This window comes from Bacillus sp. EB106-04-02-XG92, from assembly GCF_058791995.1.
Genome location: NZ_JBYTEA010000009.1, coordinates 132,041 through 151,340, shown reverse-complemented (window position 1 = coordinate 151,340; position 19,300 = coordinate 132,041). Strand labels below are relative to the sequence as shown.

The window sequence follows — 19,300 nt, the reverse complement described above, 5'->3', positions numbered from 1 at the left end:
AATATATTGAAGTTGCACGAGTCAATAATCTGTTGAGGTACGAGAATATTGCTGTAACAAGAAGCATAAGCTGACCATTTTGTCCATCTTATGCTTCTTTTAGTTTACGATAAGCTTTTATTATTTAATTTTAATTTTGTTATTTTACACGTATTTAGTTGTAATCCGGTCCTATTTGCGGTTTTCCTATTTGTACAATCTATTTATTTTGTGCAATCTTAGCACCTTCAAATAATTTATCCGTATAATTTTTAAGGTCCTGCCAATTATCCTTCGCTGTATTCAGATCTGCTATTATAATCTCATCAAACAAGTCTAGGCTAATGTTGTCAACACTGTCAATCAATGATTTATATTTTTTCTCCACTGTCCCCCACTGAGTCTTTATATTTTCAAGAGCAGTAACAGCTGTACCAACTGTTGCAGCCATATGTTCCATTTTATTTTTGGCATCAGTCAAAATAACTACTTCTGCTTCTGCTCCAGAAATTCTAGACTTTAATTGTTCAATTTCTTGTTGTGCAGATGCGATATTCTTGTCAGCAGTGACAATCAATGGTATACCAACCGGAGGCATAAATACAGATAAAGCTATATAGCCACCACGTTTATCATAGTTTTCTTTAATGGTATTATTACAATTCTCAATTCGTTGTTGTAGGAGCGGAATACCAGTGTTCGTACTTTCTAGAATATTCTCCAATTGATTGAAATCTTCTTTGAAATTTCTTGTATCTTCTGCTATTTCACCTTGAAAGTTTTTCAATTTTTCTAACAGTACATCTAATTTTTGACTATTGTACAAAATACTATTGTGCAAATTTTCTAGTTCATATTTTAATTTCTCTGTATCTTTTTGCTCTATAGCAGTTAGTAAAAGCTTATAACTTGCTTGAAACGTATCATTATAACTTACAATATTCTGATGCGTGTACATAATACGAGTTTTAAAATACATGAACCAAAAGTCGGCATTCTCTATTGCATCCCGTTGATGCTTAATCATGTTTGCTTGTAAATCACCATTTATAGAACTTATTTTACTTAAATCTGTTAACTGTTGATTACTGATTGTATTGGCATATGAATCCATTGTAAGGATATTTGCCACCATTTTTCCCATTACTTCTTTAAATTCACCAGGACCAAGGGCAAGAGAATAGTTCTTCAAACTTTCTTGCTGTTGGGACACAGTTGGTTCTGCTGCTAAAGTATGAAGTGGAATTACATTATTCGCTGCCATTCCCGTAATGATTGTTGACAAAATAATTTTCTTATATAAATTCTTATTCATCTTTTTCACCTACTCTTTTACATGCATCACATATTTTATTAAATTCATAAGCTTCTATTCTTTACTTCAAATGAATTAAGATTATTGCAAATAAAACAACATATTAAAATAGAGATACTCTTACTTTCTTATTCTATAATCTTTATTAAGTTTCATAACTATATAGGAAGTCTCCTGCTCAAACTTGAACAGGAGACTCATATTATGTGTTCTTCAAAAGGGAAACTTAGTATATTATATTTTTCATTACTTCGGCAATTTCTTGATGTAATATTATTTGTTCAAGAATGAAATCTCACTACTTTGAATATTTTCAGCATACTTTCTAATCTGCTCCCAATGTTCCTTCGCTGTATCCAGATCTGCTGTTATATCCATAGCAAGGAATTCTGGGTCAACCTTTTTAGCTTTATCAATCAATGCGTCATATTTTGTACCCATTACATCCCACGTAGTCTTTATATTTTCAAGAGAAACAATAGCTTTATCAATTGTATCTGTTAAATTTTTAATATCACCTTGTACTATCGTTAACCTACCTGACTGTAGTTTCGCCATTGAAATATTTTGTGTTAGCTTTATAATTTCTTCTTGTGCCTTGATTATCTGCTGCTGCGATGAAACAACTCCGAATATAGAGCCTCCTAATCCAGCTGCACCAAGAGGCGCAAAAGGAGAAAGAATTAAGTATACACTAAAAGCAGTTGCAACCGACGATCCAATATAAATTTTATTATTTTCATCAATTAATGCTTTATTCGCTTCGATTTGTTGCTGGAACAGTGGAATTCCAGCTTCTTCACCAGTTAAAATATTTACGATTTTTTCAGCATTCCCTTTTAATTTTTGTGTATCTGTTTCTAATTTGCCGCGAAAGCTTCTCAAATCATCCACTAATTTGGTAACTTGAGCTTTATTCTGTGAAATTTCACCATTCAACTTTGTAAGCAAAGCTGTTAGTTTGACTGGATCATTTTTATATTGTAATAAATAACGAGAATAATTTTGGAATGTTGTATCATAACTGATAATATTTTGATTCGTCGTAATTATTCCTGATTTTAAATTATTTAACCAGTATGTTGCATTTTCTCTAGTAATATTTTGGTTGGCTTTAATGTCTGTTTTTAAATCATCGCCAACTGAAGGTAAACCATCCAAATTAATATCTGCTTGTTTAAGTATAGTTAAAGCATACAGGTCCATTACCAACATATTGGATTTAGTATCCTTCATCGCATTATCAAGCCCTGTTGGTCCAAGGTAATAACTAGGGTATTTAAGGTCTTGATTTGCATGAATAGGTGCTGGTTCCTCTGCTGAGGCATATGATGGTATAATGCCACCCGCTACGATTGTTGCTATTAATGTAGATAAGGCCATTACTTTATAAGGTTTTTTCATCACATTTTTCTCTCCTTACATTATATTATTAAGAATTATTGTTCTGAATTCTACAAATCTCAACCTGTTACTTTTATTTTTGTAACACTCTCTTGATATTCCGTTGTTTGTTTTTTCAATTCATCCGTAAACTGTTTAAGCTCTTTTAAACGTGCTTGTAATGAATTGGAATCTATTTTCGTATCAGCATTAAGACTTGTCCCCGTTTGAATCATTATGTTATTAAAGGTGTCCCAACTACTTACTAGATTGTCAAAACTCTGAGTTTGATTTTTAACTGTTCTTGTAAAGTTATTTAATTGCTGCTCAATAAGTGTCATTTGAGTTGCTTGCACTTCAATATTCGATAAATTTTGCACCAATTGAATTAGTTTCTGTTGTTTTTGAGCAATAGCTTTATTCAGTTCTGTTACTTTATCATTTGTAAGTTGTCCATATTGGTTATAAATCGCTTCCAAATTAGACACGTCTACAGTTTTATCCTTAACTCCGTCTTTCAAAATATTAATAACCGACTTTGTAATATTTAAAGAACCGTCTAGATTTTCTTTTGGTAGAGCTAGAAGTTTTTCAAAATCTTCTTGAATGCCTGCATTAAGTTGTCCCATTTCTGTTCTTAATTTTTCAATGTCTCCGTTTGAACTCTTATAAGATTCAAACGCTCTGGTAACTTTAATAGAAAATTTATTACTATCTTCAACCAAATCGTCTTTAAAATTATTTAAGTCTTCTGAATTTATTTTTATATTATACTGAATTGTTTGCACGTCACCTTGAAGTAAATTAAAAATACGTATAAATGATGCTTTTGCTTGCGGATCTTCATTCATTTTTCCAGCTAGTTCAACCAGTGTATTATAATAATTTGTAAATCTTATTCCGAAACTCTGTATGTCTTGATTTACTTTGAATAATTTGGGATTATATACATCCAGCCAGTCTCGAACATGGTTTCTTGCAGTACCTTGATCAGTTGTTATTCCATATATAGTATTTACATCAAGGTCTGGTTGCTGTAATATGATTAGCCCATATCCTTGAATTAATGGCGTCTGTGATCCTAATTTCGTAATCGAATTTGATAACCTATCCATAGCGGATCCAAGTACACTGCTTGGTTGTAAATAAGTCGTATTACTTTCTGCAAAAGTATTTACAGGTGAGAAGCAACTTGTAGATACTGCTGTAACTAATAACCCTGCGACTAACGCTTTTTTCATAGTGATCCCCCCATTTATTGGTGTCTTTTGATAAAATAGTTGGACTAAATTTTAATTAATTTGAAATCCAACACTATAACAATTAATCTATATAGATTAATTTAAGGATGGATTTTAAGGAATATAAATATAGATTGTAAACATTTGTACATAATGCCCTACTATAAACTTATTCCCTAAGTCATTACATAAAAGACATATACGAAGATGATCTTGATTTTATATGTCTTAAAATGTAACTAACACCTTGTGCCCTTATTAAAACATCAAATTTTCAGTGCGTATATAGTAAAATTTTGTAGTTTTTTGTATAATTTTGTCCTTTTTTTGTTTTTTTATCTTAATTATGTAATATGTGTACACATTAAAATACTATACTTCTAAAATTGCTATAGAACTTCACTCCTATAATTAAAATAATTATAATTTAATAATACCGATAAAAAGATACCTGATTTAATTTAACTAGGTGAATTTTTATTTTCAAAACAATATTTTAGTATAATTTTTCAGTACTCTTCACTTATTTCTTCCTCTATATGGATATGTAAAATTGCATATCCATATAGAGGAAAGTTAACTATTATATATACATAGTCATAAGTGGTAATTCTACAAATAACTATTATGTACTACCGCTACATTAATATTAAGTTTCCATGACTTCTATAACAATTATGCGTTGGATTCATCAGTCTTGGACAAAAGAATCCGACATGTTCTAAAACAACTAAATGCCCCCCTATAGAGTCAATGAAACATATGTGGGGTACCACATTGCTAAGACCATTTTTTCTGAACTAACCGGTATATATACAAATTCATTTGAAAGACATTATGAAGCAATTACAACCTGGTCAAGTGTATGAATTACATGATGTATATGTGGAGAGTAAAGACAAACTGCCTAATCGCATTGTGGTTTATAGATGTACCGAGGAGCAAAAACAGAAACGCCTACGTGATCGAGCTATTCGCGAAAAAAAAAATGTAATTACATATACAGAGCGTACAAAACTTTTACAAGGCATTACGAGATATATGACAAACATTCCTACGGAATGGGTACCAAAAGAGAAAATTTATGTTCTATATTCACTACGTTGGCAAATTGAACTGTTATTTAAAATATGGAAATCTTGGTTTCAAATTCATCGTTGTAAATCTATTAAACAAGAATGATTAGAATGTCACCTTTATGGGCAACTCATTAGTATTCTATTATGTTCTTCTACTATGTTTAAAATGCGAGAAATCCTGTTACATAAGAAACCAAAAGAGCTAAGTGAATATAAAGCGATGTACATAATTAAGAATTATTTTTACTTTTTTAACAAGCATTACACAAAAACACCCAAGAATCACCAAAGGTTCTCCTTCGTCTATTCAACCTCCTACAGCGCAACGGACGAAAATCTCATCGATATGAGAAAAAGACAGTCTTTGATATTTTGGGTGTTATATATGAGTAGACCACTTCTACTCATCAGGTAACATAGTAAAAAAATTGAAGCCCATCAGGGTTTATTTGATATACCAACTTTTATAAAATTCATAAAAGATAATAAAAAACTATATGGAAAGAACGCATTTTGTATAAAAATATACCTTAAGTTGATGGATGTGTGATGCTACCCCATCGCCATCAACCTAAGAAAAATAAATACCCCAGAACGAGAAAATTGACATCTCCAGGTGAAAATGATGGAGAAAAGAGGATTATCTGTTGCTCATACAACGATTATGAGCTGGGTTCATTCATTTGTTAGAGAAAGTATGGTAACATCTTAAATCAACAAATAACTCATGGAAAGCCGATAAAACCTATATTAAAGTAAAAAGACAATGGATGTATTTATATCGTGCCATCGATTCAGAAGGAAACACGATTGATTTGTAGCTCTTGAAAAAATTTTGATTAAATTAACTTAATACATCCTGATAAAAATTCGCATCTTTATTATTGACGGAAAATTCAAATTCATTATATAATTTTTGGTATTACCAATATACTTAACATGTATTACCATGAAAATAAAGGGGAAGATGGCTTGAAAGAAAAGGAAAGCACCTCAGATAAAATTGAGAATGAATTAATTAGATCCATATTGGGTGGTGTTTATTCTGTAGGAAGTACTTTACCACCGGAAAGAGAGCTTGCGAAAGAATTTGGTGTCGGTCGCCCAACTATTCGTGAGGCGCTTCAACGTTTAGGAAGGAGTGGATGGATAACAGGGAGAAAAGGAATGCCATCGATTATTAATGATTATTGGAGCAATGGTAATCTAACGACACTTATTAATATTGTTGAGAATCATCATACCATTACAGATGAATTTATTATGTATTTATTAGAATTTAGAAGTTCGTTGACTCCGACTTATATTCGTAATGCTGTTACGTTTAATCAACCTAAAGTGGTTGCTCTCCTGGCTAATCTTGAGCAACTTGAAGATAGTGCAGAAAGCTATGCAGCATTTGATTGGGATTTGCAAAAAAGGTGTGCTGTGCTTGCTGCCAATCCGATCTTTCTACTCATTTTAAATAGCTTTGATTCCATTTATGTAGATATGGCAAAAAGGTATTTTTCTGTAAAAGATCATCGTGAGTTATCCTTCAACTATTATCACGATTTATTAAAAGCTGCATTAAAAGGAGATGCGATTGAAGCAGAAAGATTGTGTAAAACAACTTTGGAAAAAAGCTTGGCTCTTTGGAAAGATAGAAAAAAATAAAGAAAGCTGGAGGCGTGATAAATGAAACTAAAATATTTTAAAGAATATTTTTCCTATCCTGATATTTTGATTATGAGCTGTCTTTTCCTCACTAGCTTTGGATTTATGATTTTACATTTAACCTCTATCGAAATTTGGGGTGCTTTTATTTTGGGAATGATTATGTATTCCTTAGCTGAGTACGCTACTCACAGGTTTATTTTTCATCTAAAGCCACCAAAGAATGCATTTTTATTAAAAATGCTTAAGCGCCTACATTATGACCATCATACAAATCCGAATGAATTGCATTTATTATTTTTACCCTTATGGTATAGTGTGCCAAACATTGCAATTTCAGGAGCCATTTTTTATTTTCTTTCATCCAGCTTTGTCATGACAAACGCATTTATTGCAGGTATTATGCTCTTTTTATTATTTTATGAGTGGAAGCATTATATCGCGCATCGCCCCCTTCAACCAATATCACCATGGGGGCGATGGATGAAAAAAGTTCATTTATGGCATCACTTCAAAAATGAAAATTACTGGTATGGTGTTACAAATCCAGCCTATGATTTTCTCATGGGAACCTTTAAAGACCAAAAAGATGTTGTCCAAAGTAAAACTGCTAAAAATCTAGAAAAACGTGGTGACCAGAAAATAGAATTATAAAAAATAATCCATTGTCATAACCCCAGAAATGTCGAAAGAATTTTGCAGTTTCGACATTTCCCAGGGAGTGACAGGTATTTTCCCTATTAAATAGTACGTTAAGAAACTTTTCACATATTAACGTAAAGGATTTATTTAGCAGTTAATTTAATGTCTAATTTATCATTGTATTTTTTTGTTGTTTTATCTTGTTATTGATGTTAAACTTATACTTACAAAAAAGAGATTAAATAGGAAACTTCGCTTTATAAATTTTCTGATTTTTCAATCTTTTTTTACTCCACTCTGTTAGATTGGCATGTTTGTGTATTCTTTCCCTACTCTATCTTTGTTGTACCCTTCATAAGAAAACAATTTGTTCCTATCCAAGTTGTTTTCTTTTTTTATCGTTTTCCGACAGAAGACTCCTTCCTCAAAAATGTGAAGGTGTGAAACACCAATTTTAGGTGGGAGATGAATGTCGGTTGGCATAAGCCAACATGTTTGCTATCATTTACTTGTACAGATTGCTCTTTGAAAACTGAAGATATGAGGTTGGTTGCAGAAAAACGTTGCAACCGTAAAATCTTCAACGTTCTTTCGCCCCATACTTGCCGAAGTTGCGAAAACCAAGCTAAAGTGGTAGTGTGGTGAGTCAACGTACAAGATACTTATGTTTTCACCGTAGGGACTACGGATAGAGCCTGCTAAGATAACCGGTGGATACACCGGTGTTCGCAGGAATCTCCCACTTCAAACAGTCCGTAAGGACGTTAAGTGGTGAGTAGTTCAAGGAAAGAAAATTATCTAATGAGATCTTTAGAAGAATTGCCTCTAAAGTTTTAACTCCTTTAGTTATTAACAAAGATTTTAGAGCGCAGTATCCTGCTATTTAGGCATACAGTAAGAATTTATCACTATTTTATTTAGAAGTAACAAATGGTTACAAATAAAGTTTTATCATTATTATATAGAAACAGAAAATATAGACTTAAAAGAATACGGATATAACAAAATTGTTCTGATGTATATACTGATTAGCAAAAAAAGACTCCATTTTGATTAATCTTTTTCAAAATGAAGTCTTTTTGTTTGACGTAAAATCAAGGAATATAAATTTTTCTGATTAAATTCTATTCTAAACTAATAACATTCTTATGTTCTTTATTATAACATCCCTTGAGTTTACTTAATTATCGAGTTAAATAACTTGTCTTATAGCTAAATCCTACTGATAGATATAACAAAAAGACGTTTTGACTACCTCTACTTTAAAAATAAAATGAATGGTAAATTATCTAGACGAGAATCAAATTACTTATCAATATGCTGAACAACAAGTGAAGCGTATTCTTTTGCTCCTGTTGGATTTAAATGAATTCCATCTGGTTCGAAATATGATTGATTTCCAGCACTTGCTGCATACCAATCAACTAGCACAGTATTTGGAAATTTGGAAGAGACTTCTTTTAATTTCTCATTAACTACGGCCTCCCACGGACGAGGTATTCTAGTATTAACTAATACAATTTCACGTTCATCACCTATTAACTGAATTAACGATTCTAGTTGCTGGGTAGTAAATGCTCCATTTGTACCTAATCCAATAATAACATGACTTCCTAAATTGCCTTCCTTTTTCATTCCCTCTACTATCTCCAATGCTTGAGACATCTGTCTTCCAATTTTCGCATCAATAGTAATATTAGGAAAAGCATCTTTTAAATACGGAGAGACATCGATCATAATTGAATCACCAATGGCTGTAACAGTTTTAGGTTGTTTAATTTGTTTAGAGGGATCTTTATTTTCGTCCTCTAATGTTTTATCAACCGGTTTCTCTTCCTTAATAACTGGATGAGCTGGTTCCTCATTTTTTTTCACTTGTACCGCCTCTGTCCTAACTTGTTTAGAATTGTCTTTTACTTTGCCGGCTGTTGAGAAACCAAAGATAACTGTTATGGAGAGGAATATTGTACATGCTAAAGCAACTCTATTAACGAATGATAAGTCTCTTATTTTCAAGTCCTTTAAACGAAGATTCTTCAATGCACCTTGCCGAATTGGATTTTCAATAAACTTCCACGAAAGATGTGCCATAAGTAGAATCAAAAAAACTTGAAAAATAGCTTTAGTAAGATGAGGTTCTTCTGTACTAGCTTGCGAGCTTGTCAATGTGATAATCGGATAATGCCAAAGGTATATTCCATAGGACCGAATACCAATCCAACGTAATGGTTTAAACCTTAAAAGCACACTAATTCTGCTAGTTGGATGAGCAAGGTTGGCTACTAATAAAGCAGTAACAACTGATAAAAATAACATTCCTCCACAATATAGGAATGAGTCATATTGATTTGTCTCCCAAAACATAATTAAAATAATAATTAAAGCGATTCCCCCAACTACATCTAACACTAGACGGGCTGACGGAATAATTTTATTAGAAAGTCTATTACTTGGCCAAAGTAGAGCGAGTACTGCCCCTATTAATAGAGAAAACGCTCTTGTATCGGTACCATAATAAACTCTACTTGGATCACTTCCTGGCTCATACAGTACAGCCATTGCAATTGCTGAAGCAATTGCTCCTAAAAAAATAAATAGTGGCATACGTGATCGTTTTTTTATGTAGTAGAATCCTAAACTAAGTATGAATGGCCAGACTACATAAAATTGCTCTTCAACAGCCAACGACCAAAAATGATTTAAAGGAGTAGGTTGGCCAAAGTTATCAAAATATGATAACTTATGATAAATGTACCACCAGTTACTAATATATAGTACTGCTGCTAACGAATCTCCCCGCATTTTTCCTAATAAGGAGTTATGAAATAACGTCACCCATGCAAACACAATAATGAGCATAACAAACATTCCTGGAAGTAATCTTCTTGCCCTACGTATCCAGAAATTTTTTAAATCAATTCTTTTATATTTCTCCCACTCAGTAGCAAGTAGATCGGTAATTAAATAACCCGAGAGTACAAAGAAAACTGTAACGCCCAGGAATCCTCCAGGTATCCACTTATAGTTGACATGATATAACACGACGCCCAGTATAGCCAGCCCTCTTAAACTATCTAATCCGACCATATAACGATTATTTTTCTTTAATGGTGTGAGCATATATAATCCTCCCTTAAACTTTGCTGATATGTTTGGTTACTTTTTCTCATAAGTGATCATCAACAGAAAACAAATGAAAACTCTATGAATATAAGGAAAAGTACATCTATACAACGAAACTTTTATATAGCAATTTCTTAATTTGTAATTATGTTCTTTGTTACCAAGCCAAAAAGTCGAAAGAACATTATAAAATGCTTTTTCGACTTTTACAATATATCATTTAATTAACTAGTACTTGAATATCTCCTTGTAATATTTCACAATCCCAATTTATCCTTTTTACAGATTTTCTATATAAGAAGCTCGATGTAGAACTTTGATTTGTCCGTAGATAGAAGAATTTCAAGATACTTAAATTCATAATTATTTCTCTGGCTTTTGCTCTTTTATTTCTATCTTCGCGCCTTTATAGAAACTTAATTTCTCCTTATTATAATCTATAGTATATTGATTGAACTTTTCTTTTTTCTTCTTCGCGTACCTTGAGGAAAGAGCCTTCTTGGTTAAAATGATAAAAAACACTCATTCTGATTAAGAACGAGTGTTTTCTTTTTAGGTTATCTAACAGGGATAAACTTCCACGAGCTAGGTTTTTGTTTTTTTTCACCTAGTACAATCCAATTTTTCTTTGCATTTATATTCTCATAATTTAATGGATAGTCATCTGTAAAAATATTATATTCTGTAGGATTATCCAGGTTAATTTTAATTTTAAAATCAGCTAAACTATCAGATTTTTGAGCAAGGTGAATCCAACTAGAATAATTAGACCAATTTAAATATTGGAATTGGTCGTAATTTGAGTGCTTCATGCGAAGGTATATACTCTCCCCGTGGTGTAGCTTTGCATCATTTTCTTTGTAGAATTCAAATTCCATAGGTGTACCAGATAAACCATTGTTTTCTTTATTTGCAAGTGTGACATAATCGTAACGATTTGCTAAATACCATTCAAATGTTAAACCTTGATAAGGAGATTCACTTGGTACGATATAATAATTTTTCCCTGCTTCTATGACGCTTCCTTCTATATCATAGATTAATGCAGTCTCTATACTTGGAGCTTTCACATTTTCAGTAAAAGTTTTAAACCACAGATTTAAGAAACCTGCTGTATTGCGCTGAGCTTCTCCTAAGCTTCGCTGCACAGCTGGGGTAACCATTTCTTGCCACAATTGTGCCTTACCACTATTATAATACTTAAATGTTTTATCATTAGTAATATTTTGGATTTCAGGTTTAGCTACTCGAGCCGCATAATCAATCCATTCTTCAGGTGTGGATAGAGAATTATTATAGTTCCCTCCAGTATTGACTGCAAATTGCTTTTGAATGGTTGTAACATAATTTTCAAAGTAGCTATGATATTTTATAGCTCTCGTATCAATTGCAGTAAAATTTGCTGCATGCATAGGTTGAGTAGCATCTGTAAAGTAGTGGGTAGCTACTCCTAAGTAATAGAAAGCTTTTTCATAGTCCTTATTTCGTAAATATTCTCCAGATTCATAAAAGTATTTCTTACCTTGTGTAAGAGCCGTTGGATTTGTTTCTCCTCTATAATTTTCTTTAGTATCAGGATCATAAAAGTGAGATTTCCATCCGCCTTTAAAAACGCCACCTATTCCTGTACCACCATCGTTAAACTCTGCATTATAATCTGCATCATATAATCCTTTAGAAAATAAATCATTATATTGTGGATAATTTAAAAAGTCCACAGCCTGCTTATTTGCTTCAATATTAGATTCTGTTTTCATAATTTCAATAGCTTGTTTTGCAATCCATAAATGTGTACTTTTATCAGAATGATACGGAGCTTCTGCAGACCATCTTGCAGTAATAGGATCATTCTCATTTAAATCAATTTGATCGAGATGAGCATAACTACTTTGAGGACATACTCCTAAAATAGTTAAAGTCACTCCAGCTATACATAGTGTTGATACGATTTTTTTCATTTTTTATCCCTTTCTAAATATAAAGATTCTTATGCGGATATTCATCTTATTCAAGAAAGTTAAATAGCTCTAATAAAAGAGCGATTAGCAAAGGCTAATTGCTTAATTTCTCTCTTAATGGAATACCAACAAACATCGATTAAATTAAAAATTTTAAATTAATCCTAAACAATAGTTTTTCTTCTCTACCTCTAGTTATATATAAAAGCGCGTCTTATTTAAACATGTTTTTTTATGTAATTTTACATATCCAAAAATAGGGAATTGAATAACCTTCCATTTATTATATTAATGAAAGACCGTTGTCTCTAGATAATTGAAATTATGTTGTTTTAAGTTAATAATCTATATCCATCAACTAAAGAATTTAGAATTACCCCAAAATGAAAAATGAACTTTTTGAAGTGTTGTTTTGTTTGCTTTTCTATATTCCCAAAAAGTAATCTAGGTATTAAGGGAAAAGATTTTAGATTTGGAAACGTAAGTGACATCTCATTTGGTACTAGTACCTCTAAAGAACCATATTCTCTAATACGAAAATTTTCTGATAAGCTGGACAAGTCTTTAGCAAAGTTTGGAGAAAGAAATACTGCCATAACTTTCATTTATAGATAAATCGGGTCTTTTTCCGCCTAAATGTGTATTCTGTTTTCTCCTAATTTTAATAGGTAATTATATTGTATCAATAATGAAAAAATACGCTATTCTTTCTGTAAAATTATAGAAAAAGATAACGTATTTTAATCATTTTGAGGACTACATAATGAGTATAGGGTATCAGAAAAAACTTGTTAAGATTAGTAATTCCATACTATTTCATTTCATACAAAAGGAATTTGCTCATTATTAACGAAAGTGTATATTAACTAGATGAATTCATTCATATACCGTATTACAAAAAAAACATGAGAACAATCTGATCCTACGATACATAATTATGATCCGTTTTAAAAATTAGTAAAATTAAGGAGCAACATTGTATGGGGAAAAAAGTACTGTTTTTTGGGGATTTCGGAATTGACGATACGGTAGCTATAATATACGCGCATTTGACAGACAAAATTGATGTTATAGGAATTGTTGCAGACTATGGGAACGTACCTAAAGCCGAAGTTGTTCGAAATGTTCGCTTTTTACTTAAAAGTGTAGGAAAAGAATATATAAAAGTTTTTGGTGGGGCGGAGCATTCCATGTCTTCAGAAGCTGAAACTTTTTACCCAGAAGTTCACGGCAAATTTGGGATAGGACCCATTTACACAGGATTAGAGATTCAGACATTTGAGAATTTTTTTGAGGTGCTTACACTTATTAAGCAGTATAAAAATGAACTTATTATCGTGAATACCGGAAGGCTAACTTCACTTGCAACTTTATTTCTCCTTTATGGAGATGTGATGGAATATGTACATTCTTATTATATTATGGGAGGAGCTTTTCTATATCCAGGAAATGTTACTCCCATTGCTGAAGCTAACTTTTATGGCGATCCTGGATCGGCTAATATTGTAATGAGATACGCAAAGAATCTATCAATTTATCCGTTGAATGTCACGCAATCGGCTATTGTAACACCAGAAATGGTTAATTATATCCACTCTAAAGGAAAAACTAAATTTTTAAAGCCCCTTTTAGACTATTACTATTATCAATTTTATCAAAAAAAGGTTCCTGGAATACAAGGTAGCCCGGTTCATGATGCGCTTACTTTAATTGCGATTAATCGTGATGACATTTTTACCTACCATCAATCAGCAGTCACAGTTAATGTACTTGATACTGTAAGAGGACAAAGTATAGGAGATTTTAGATCTACCTTTGAACCAGAAACATTCGGTAATCGTCCAAAACATAGGATTGCAATACAAATGAATTATGAACAGTTTTTTAAGGAGTTTATGACTGTAATGACTGGCGAACTATTTTAGGTAAAACCCTTATATATAAGGATATGTTTTGCTATCAAGCTAAGATTTTAAAGTATCCTCTAATTGGAAATTTGTTGTTTTTATAGACCTGGAATTTAATTATGTTTGGGGGTAACTTATTCCACTAAGTTGATGGTGATGTTGTTGAGACTCCTAAAACATTTTATGATTCTGATATTGCGCATAATTATGGTAGATTTGTAACACCAATTACATCAGTTTATAACCCTGGATCATATTTTTCACCTTTGTAGAAAACACACTTTTCGCATCTTTAATTGCTTGATTTTTCACCGCACTTGGGATATTGGCTTCAATATCCTTTGTACTTTTCTTCGTGCTTTTCTTTGATTCAACCATTTCAGATACAAGGGCATTAATGACTTTTATATACTCGTGGCTACTTTGTTCCAATAGCATGATTTGTTGTTTTGTTGGAAGCAATTTAACTTTAACTGTGATGGTTTGTGGCACAAGTTTCACCCCCTCGTTTTTTGATTTTCAACATAATGTTTTATTGTCTCACTTGATAAATTTCCAGCAGTAGAAACAAAATAAGAACGCGTCCATAGGCTCGGCAAGTGTTGAAGATGAGGAAACTCTTCTCTCAAACGTTTTGATGTCACTCCTTTAATTTTTGCCATTGTATCAGCAGGACTAAGTGTTGGTGGTGTATTTAAGAACAAGTGAACGTGGTCTTTGTCGCATTCCATTGCAACAATAGAAACATCCAATTCTCCGCATATTTCTTGAACCAACTCTTTGAAACGTTCTTCTACTTTTGTATTAAGAAAAATCTTTCTTCTGTATCGTGGACAAAACACAAAATGATAGTTAATTAATGACACGGTTGTTTTGGTTCTTCTATAATCATTCATCCTGTTTGCATTGTATCAGTTGGATTATGAAACTGCAACACGAAAGAGAAAAAAATAAAAGATACCAATATTTTGGATACTTAGAGTGCCACAAACCTTGCGGTTTTTAGTAGCACTCCTTATCCAACCTCCCTTTCATCCCCTGCCTAAACGCGAGGGGCTTTCTCGTTCGGGAAGGGCTGTAATAGAAGCTATGGGGCTTAATTTGAAGGAGCGTATGATCTTATGCCAAAAGAACAATATAGATACAAACATAATGTTTTCTCCGATTAATTGAATTGCAATCCCAGGCGTTTTGTGAAGCATATTAGTAATCCCCTCATTCCTAATAGGATTAGATGTTCCTTTGAATGTTGTAAAAGATATTAGTACGGCTAAAAATAACAACATAATAGCATAAATAATGAAAGCACAGAAAAAAGAAATTTTTAGCTGCTGGAAAGTGATTTTTTTAGAAAACAAGGATTTTTGATTTCGCATTATAAATAGGAAAACTATTGAAATAGGAAAAGAAAAATAAACGGATTTAATTATGTATTGCATTAGTAGATCTAATTCATTTATATAATTAAGTGTAAATGAAGGGAAAGGTATGTAAACTGTAATAATACAAAATATGACAAGTATTAAAAACTGCAGATACGTTTTAGTTTGTACTAAGCAATCTAAATATGTGTTGGCAGCATTTAACGTGTTTAAAGACAGTTTCCACTTTCTAAAAACAGCGTTCATAACATCCCTCCATTTTTATAATAGTAAATACATTTGACTCATACTCTTACATTCTAGTCTCCCCTACTTTTATTAAATGTAATCTTATATCACCCCACTTTATAAAATTTCACGTACTTTAATTTTTAATTATTTTTAAAAGTATAGTCAACAAGGGGATTTCTATTCCAATAGAAAAAGCACCCCTCTGGATGCTTTTTTATTATATATCTACTATTTCATCTTGATGGCTATGCGGGTTATTTCATTGAATTTATCTTTAAAACATGGAAATCATTTTTTCGTATTCATCACTGTAATTCTGTGAAATTAGAATGGTTAGAGTGTCATTTATATGAAATACTAATTAGCATTCTTTCTGTCCCTCCATCATGTTTCAAATGCATCAATTACTTCCTCATCAAGAAGAAACGAGACAGAAATTTCATGTTCTTTCCTTCCTAATTAAAGTGTAGTGACCATCATATCATTAAACTTTCACTAAAATCTTCCCCTTACATTATGATACGTTTTGTAATTTAACACTCCTCCCCTCAAGTGGCTTCTGTATATAATACACTTAAAATATATTTTTTTATAAATCAAAGATTTCCTGACATACTCTTAAAATTTTTTGTGCACGAATAAAATCTCTCCGTAAACGTCCAATAACTTTAAAATATACCAAAATTGGGAAATATGAAAAAGACACTCTTATGAGTGCCTTTCTTAGCAACTAAGTCCGCTGCAGCTATTACCATATCTCATATAAAATTCACCTGTAAGAGGAAATTTTAGGTTCATATTTAATTATTAAAATAAACCGCACCAAAGTTTTCATTAAATCTTTTACACCAAACTGAAACCGAACCATATTCACTTACATCTATCCCTTCAGGAATTTCGTAGTTTTGGTCTCCTTTATTACCCTTCAATTTTCCTAATTCAATATACTGATAGTTTTTCACGTCTTCATTATTTTTCAAACGATTTGTAGGAACTAATACAACTCGTACATCTGGCCCATTAGATGTTGCAAAATTAGAAAGTCGTAAAACACGTTTTCCATCGGCTAATTGGTAAATTTTTGCCGTTCCGGTTGTTTCATGGACACCGTTTTGAAACTGACCTTCCCTTATTACTCGATCACTTTGCTGCTTTACTTCAGTTGATTGTATCTCTGCTTGTGGCAATGATTCATTTACGTGCTTATCAATAAATAATTTCTCTGGTCGGAACAATGACCATAAAATCCCCAATACAATTATCAAACCACCTATAAACCATACATATTTTCTTTTCATAAAGTAAAAAACCTCCTGTAACATACTGTGTAGTAGTATGTTAACAAGAAGGTCTTTCATTTTTCTAACGTAAATGTTACAAAAGTCTTTCAACCATCTTATTTTTTTACCGATGTGATGGGAAGAGTGAACCAAAATTCACTTCCCTGCTTACCATCTGCGCGATTCCTTACACCAATTTCCCCTTTGTGCATTTCAATTAATGATTTTGCAATAGCTAATCCAAGTCCGGAACCTCCAGATTGTGAACTTCTTGATCGATCTGTTCTAAAAAAACGTTCAAATACACGTAATTGATCATTTGGAGAAATTCCTATTCCTTCATCCCGCAAAGTGAATTGGACCTGTTGAGTTAGTTTATTTTCCACTACAGTCAATTCAATTGTTCCAAAGATAGGAGAATATCGTATTGCATTATGTAATAAATTTCCTATGACCCTTTCTATTTTACAAGGCATAATTAAAAGTCTAGGTAATGTATCTGGAACAACCAATTGCACATTGATTTGTTTATCTTCCAATAAGACAGAATGCGACTCTAATACATCTAATAGAACTTTATCTAAATGTGTGAAACTTGGGTGAAAATCTACTTGCTCAAATTCTAATTTCGAAAGATCAAATAAGTCGTTAATTAATCCACTTAATCTTTCTATTTCTTTTAAAATCGTCGCTAAGTATTGCTTTTTCATTTCAGGATCTTCAATCAGGTTATCTTGTAATGCTTCTATCATCATTTGCATGCTAGCCATAGGTGTTCGTAAGTCATGTGAGATATTGGTAATTAGCTCCTTACGAGAGTTTTCCTGTTGCTCTAACTTAGTAAACCCTTCTTCTAGTTTTTTTGCCATCTGTTGAAAGGCTGTTGCTAATTCTTTAAACTCACGTGGTTCTTGCCCAATTATATACATTGTTTCAAAGTGTCTATCACTAAATTGTTTCGTCAATTTTATTAAATTTTGTATAGATCTCATGATAGGACGTGTCATTAACCAATAAATAAACGTTGAAATAATAAATGCCACAAATGCAATTACTGTTAATAACCGTGTTTGTTCCGGTTCAAGTAACATTTTCGTTTCACTATACCATATAGCAATTACCATAATACCGGTACTTAATAGATTCATGAGTAACAATTGAATACGTAATCTCATGTTTCATTTCCTCCATTTGGCTCAAAGCGATATCCTATACCCCAAACGGTATGAATCCAACGATTCTTTATCGTATGCTTCTCGAGCTTTTCACGTAAACGACTCACTAATACGGTGACTGTGTTTGATGCCCCTTCATGTCCAAAATCCCAAATTAATTCAAGAAGCTGCGAGCGAGAATATACTTGTTTTGGATGCTTTGCCATGAGATAAAGTACCTCAAACTCTTTCACCGTTAACTCTACTTCCTTATCACAAACAAGTACATATCTTGTCTTTGGATATATTTTTAAATCTGGAAACTCTATCACTTCCAATTGAGATTCTTTGGATTGTATTGGTACATTGCTTCCTCTTCTTAGTATAATTTGAACCCTTAATACTAATTCACGAGGCGAAAATGGCTTTGTTAAATAATCATCTGCCCCCATTGTTAAGCCTAAAATTCGATCTCTTTCCTCTCCCTTAGCAGTTAACATAATAATAGGGACATTTGATTGTTGACGAATTTCCTCACATAATTCCCATCCATCTTTTTTGGGCATCATTAAATCTAATATAATTAAATCTGGTTGATGTGTAAGAAATAAATCCCAACCTTCTTTACCATTTACAGCTATATAAACTTCATATTCTTCTCTTTCTAAATAACGTTTGCATACTTCTCGAATATTTTCTTCATCTTCTACGATTAAAATTCTTTTCTTCATATACTATCCTCACTTTTTTTCATCAATAACAAAAATATATATTTTTTCTATTCTCGAATAAATATATATAAACTGATTGTATCAACAAATCAAAATTCCTCATTTCAACATCCAAACAAATAAAAACTCAGAATACTATTTATGTAATCCAGATAGTAATCTTAACATTTGATTACTTATATGCCTAGATAAGCATTAAAAATAGTAGTGTCTAAATCGTATAAATTAAAAGGAATGAG

General features: G+C 32.0%; 11 protein-coding genes and 8 pseudogenes. 7 read left to right on the top strand and 12 right to left on the bottom strand.

The window, feature by feature from the left end:
• Window positions 1-199 precede the first annotated feature (199 nt).
• The 3 genes from nheC to nheA form a co-directional block, all read right to left on the bottom strand.
• Entirely contained in the window at window positions 200-1,294 is a 1,095-nt protein-coding gene (nheC, locus tag AC3WVA_RS21050) for a non-hemolytic enterotoxin subunit C (protein WP_492322158.1), read from the bottom strand.
• Window positions 1,295-1,567: 273 nt separating this feature from the next.
• A complete protein-coding gene (gene nheB / locus AC3WVA_RS21045; RefSeq protein ID WP_492322171.1) occupies window positions 1,568-2,698 on the bottom strand; it encodes a non-hemolytic enterotoxin subunit B in 1,131 nt (376 codons plus the stop codon).
• Window positions 2,699-2,757: 59 nt separating this feature from the next.
• Window positions 2,758-3,918: a non-hemolytic enterotoxin subunit A gene (nheA, locus tag AC3WVA_RS21040; RefSeq protein WP_492322157.1), complete on the bottom strand. Its 1,161-nt coding sequence runs from the start codon at window positions 3,916-3,918 to the stop codon at window positions 2,758-2,760.
• An 804-nt stretch (window positions 3,919-4,722) separates the two neighbouring features.
• Between nheA and AC3WVA_RS21035 the strand changes: the two are divergent.
• From AC3WVA_RS21035 to AC3WVA_RS21020, 4 genes and pseudogenes are all read left to right on the top strand, one after another.
• Window positions 4,723-5,390, top strand: a pseudogene (locus AC3WVA_RS21035) (transposase); the annotation flags it as partial.
• A 223-nt stretch (window positions 5,391-5,613) separates the two neighbouring features.
• Window positions 5,614-5,812, top strand: a pseudogene (locus AC3WVA_RS21030) (DDE-type integrase/transposase/recombinase); the annotation flags it as partial.
• A 157-nt stretch (window positions 5,813-5,969) separates the two neighbouring features.
• Window positions 5,970-6,653: a GntR family transcriptional regulator gene (locus tag AC3WVA_RS21025; RefSeq protein ID WP_429604160.1), complete on the top strand. Its 684-nt coding sequence runs from the start codon at window positions 5,970-5,972 to the stop codon at window positions 6,651-6,653.
• Window positions 6,654-6,674: 21 nt separating this feature from the next.
• The gene (locus AC3WVA_RS21020; RefSeq protein WP_048528524.1) at window positions 6,675-7,307 is read left to right on the top strand and encodes a sterol desaturase family protein; all 633 of its coding nucleotides are present in this window, start codon (window positions 6,675-6,677) and stop codon (window positions 7,305-7,307) included.
• A 1,293-nt stretch (window positions 7,308-8,600) separates the two neighbouring features.
• Here the strand turns inward: AC3WVA_RS21020 and AC3WVA_RS21015 are convergent.
• The 3 genes and pseudogenes from AC3WVA_RS21015 to AC3WVA_RS21005 form a co-directional block, all read right to left on the bottom strand.
• Window positions 8,601-10,415 carry an acyltransferase family protein gene (locus tag AC3WVA_RS21015; protein ID WP_492322156.1) on the bottom strand — a complete coding sequence of 605 codons (1,815 nt, stop codon included), beginning with the start codon at window positions 10,413-10,415 and terminating at the stop codon, window positions 8,601-8,603.
• Window positions 10,416-10,975: 560 nt separating this feature from the next.
• Window positions 10,976-12,376: a zinc dependent phospholipase C family protein gene (locus AC3WVA_RS21010; RefSeq protein ID WP_098520983.1), complete on the bottom strand. Its 1,401-nt coding sequence runs from the start codon at window positions 12,374-12,376 to the stop codon at window positions 10,976-10,978.
• Window positions 12,377-12,813: 437 nt separating this feature from the next.
• Window positions 12,814-12,981, bottom strand: a pseudogene (locus AC3WVA_RS21005) (DUF1963 domain-containing protein); the annotation flags it as partial.
• A 375-nt stretch (window positions 12,982-13,356) separates the two neighbouring features.
• Here AC3WVA_RS21005 and AC3WVA_RS21000 point away from each other — a divergent pair.
• Window positions 13,357-14,301: a nucleoside hydrolase gene (locus AC3WVA_RS21000; protein WP_097841950.1), complete on the top strand. Its 945-nt coding sequence runs from the start codon at window positions 13,357-13,359 to the stop codon at window positions 14,299-14,301.
• A gap of 155 nt (window positions 14,302-14,456) precedes the next feature.
• Window positions 14,457-14,555: pseudogene (locus AC3WVA_RS20995) on the top strand (DUF5065 family protein); the annotation flags it as partial.
• On the opposite strand, the pseudogene AC3WVA_RS20990 reads toward AC3WVA_RS20995, so the two are convergent.
• The 3 genes and pseudogenes from AC3WVA_RS20990 to AC3WVA_RS20980 all read right to left on the bottom strand — a co-directional run.
• Window positions 14,515-14,775: pseudogene (locus tag AC3WVA_RS20990) on the bottom strand (RNA-guided endonuclease TnpB family protein); the annotation flags it as partial. The pseudogenes AC3WVA_RS20995 and AC3WVA_RS20990 overlap by 41 nt on opposite strands.
• Before the next feature lie 5 nt (window positions 14,776-14,780).
• Window positions 14,781-15,179 (bottom strand): IS200/IS605 family transposase, encoded by a 399-nt coding sequence (gene tnpA / locus AC3WVA_RS20985; protein WP_492322155.1) that lies wholly within the window; start codon window positions 15,177-15,179, stop codon window positions 14,781-14,783.
• Between the two features lie 177 nt (window positions 15,180-15,356).
• Window positions 15,357-15,911, bottom strand: a pseudogene (locus AC3WVA_RS20980) (hypothetical protein); the annotation flags it as partial.
• Window positions 15,912-16,157: 246 nt separating this feature from the next.
• Between AC3WVA_RS20980 and AC3WVA_RS20975 the strand changes: the two are divergent.
• Window positions 16,158-16,328: pseudogene (locus AC3WVA_RS20975) on the top strand (IS4 family transposase); the annotation flags it as partial.
• A 368-nt stretch (window positions 16,329-16,696) separates the two neighbouring features.
• Here the strand turns inward: AC3WVA_RS20975 and AC3WVA_RS20970 are convergent.
• From AC3WVA_RS20970 to AC3WVA_RS20960, 3 genes and pseudogenes are all read right to left on the bottom strand, one after another.
• Complete coding sequence (locus tag AC3WVA_RS20970; protein ID WP_097842119.1) at window positions 16,697-17,194, bottom strand: DM13 domain-containing protein; 498 nt, start codon at window positions 17,192-17,194, stop codon at window positions 16,697-16,699.
• 76 nt (window positions 17,195-17,270) lie between these two features.
• Window positions 17,271-18,351, bottom strand: a pseudogene (locus AC3WVA_RS20965) (sensor histidine kinase).
• Complete coding sequence (locus AC3WVA_RS20960) at window positions 18,348-19,061, bottom strand: response regulator transcription factor (protein ID WP_098520987.1); 714 nt, start codon at window positions 19,059-19,061, stop codon at window positions 18,348-18,350. Before AC3WVA_RS20960 ends, AC3WVA_RS20965 begins: the two are co-directional and overlap by 4 nt.
• Window positions 19,062-19,300: the final 239 nt, after the last annotated feature.

Excerpts from the sequence above, each read along its gene's own strand:
- nheC (WP_492322158.1), bottom strand. The coding sequence starts at position 1,294 with ATGAATAAGAATTTATATAAGAAAATTATTTTGTCAACAATCATTACG.
- nheB (WP_492322171.1), bottom strand. The coding sequence starts at position 2,698 with ATGAAAAAACCTTATAAAGTAATGGCCTTATCTACATTAATAGCAACA.
- nheA (WP_492322157.1), bottom strand. The coding sequence starts at position 3,918 with ATGAAAAAAGCGTTAGTCGCAGGGTTATTAGTTACAGCAGTATCTACA.
- AC3WVA_RS21020 (WP_048528524.1), top strand. The coding sequence starts at position 6,675 with ATGAAACTAAAATATTTTAAAGAATATTTTTCCTATCCTGATATTTTG.
- AC3WVA_RS21015 (WP_492322156.1), bottom strand. The coding sequence starts at position 10,415 with ATGCTCACACCATTAAAGAAAAATAATCGTTATATGGTCGGATTAGAT.
- AC3WVA_RS21010 (WP_098520983.1), bottom strand. The coding sequence starts at position 12,376 with ATGAAAAAAATCGTATCAACACTATGTATAGCTGGAGTGACTTTAACT.
- AC3WVA_RS21000 (WP_097841950.1), top strand. The coding sequence starts at position 13,357 with ATGGGGAAAAAAGTACTGTTTTTTGGGGATTTCGGAATTGACGATACG.
- tnpA (WP_492322155.1), bottom strand. The coding sequence starts at position 15,179 with ATGAATGATTATAGAAGAACCAAAACAACCGTGTCATTAATTAACTAT.
- AC3WVA_RS20970 (WP_097842119.1), bottom strand. The coding sequence starts at position 17,194 with ATGAAAAGAAAATATGTATGGTTTATAGGTGGTTTGATAATTGTATTG.
- AC3WVA_RS20960 (WP_098520987.1), bottom strand. The coding sequence starts at position 19,061 with ATGAAGAAAAGAATTTTAATCGTAGAAGATGAAGAAAATATTCGAGAA.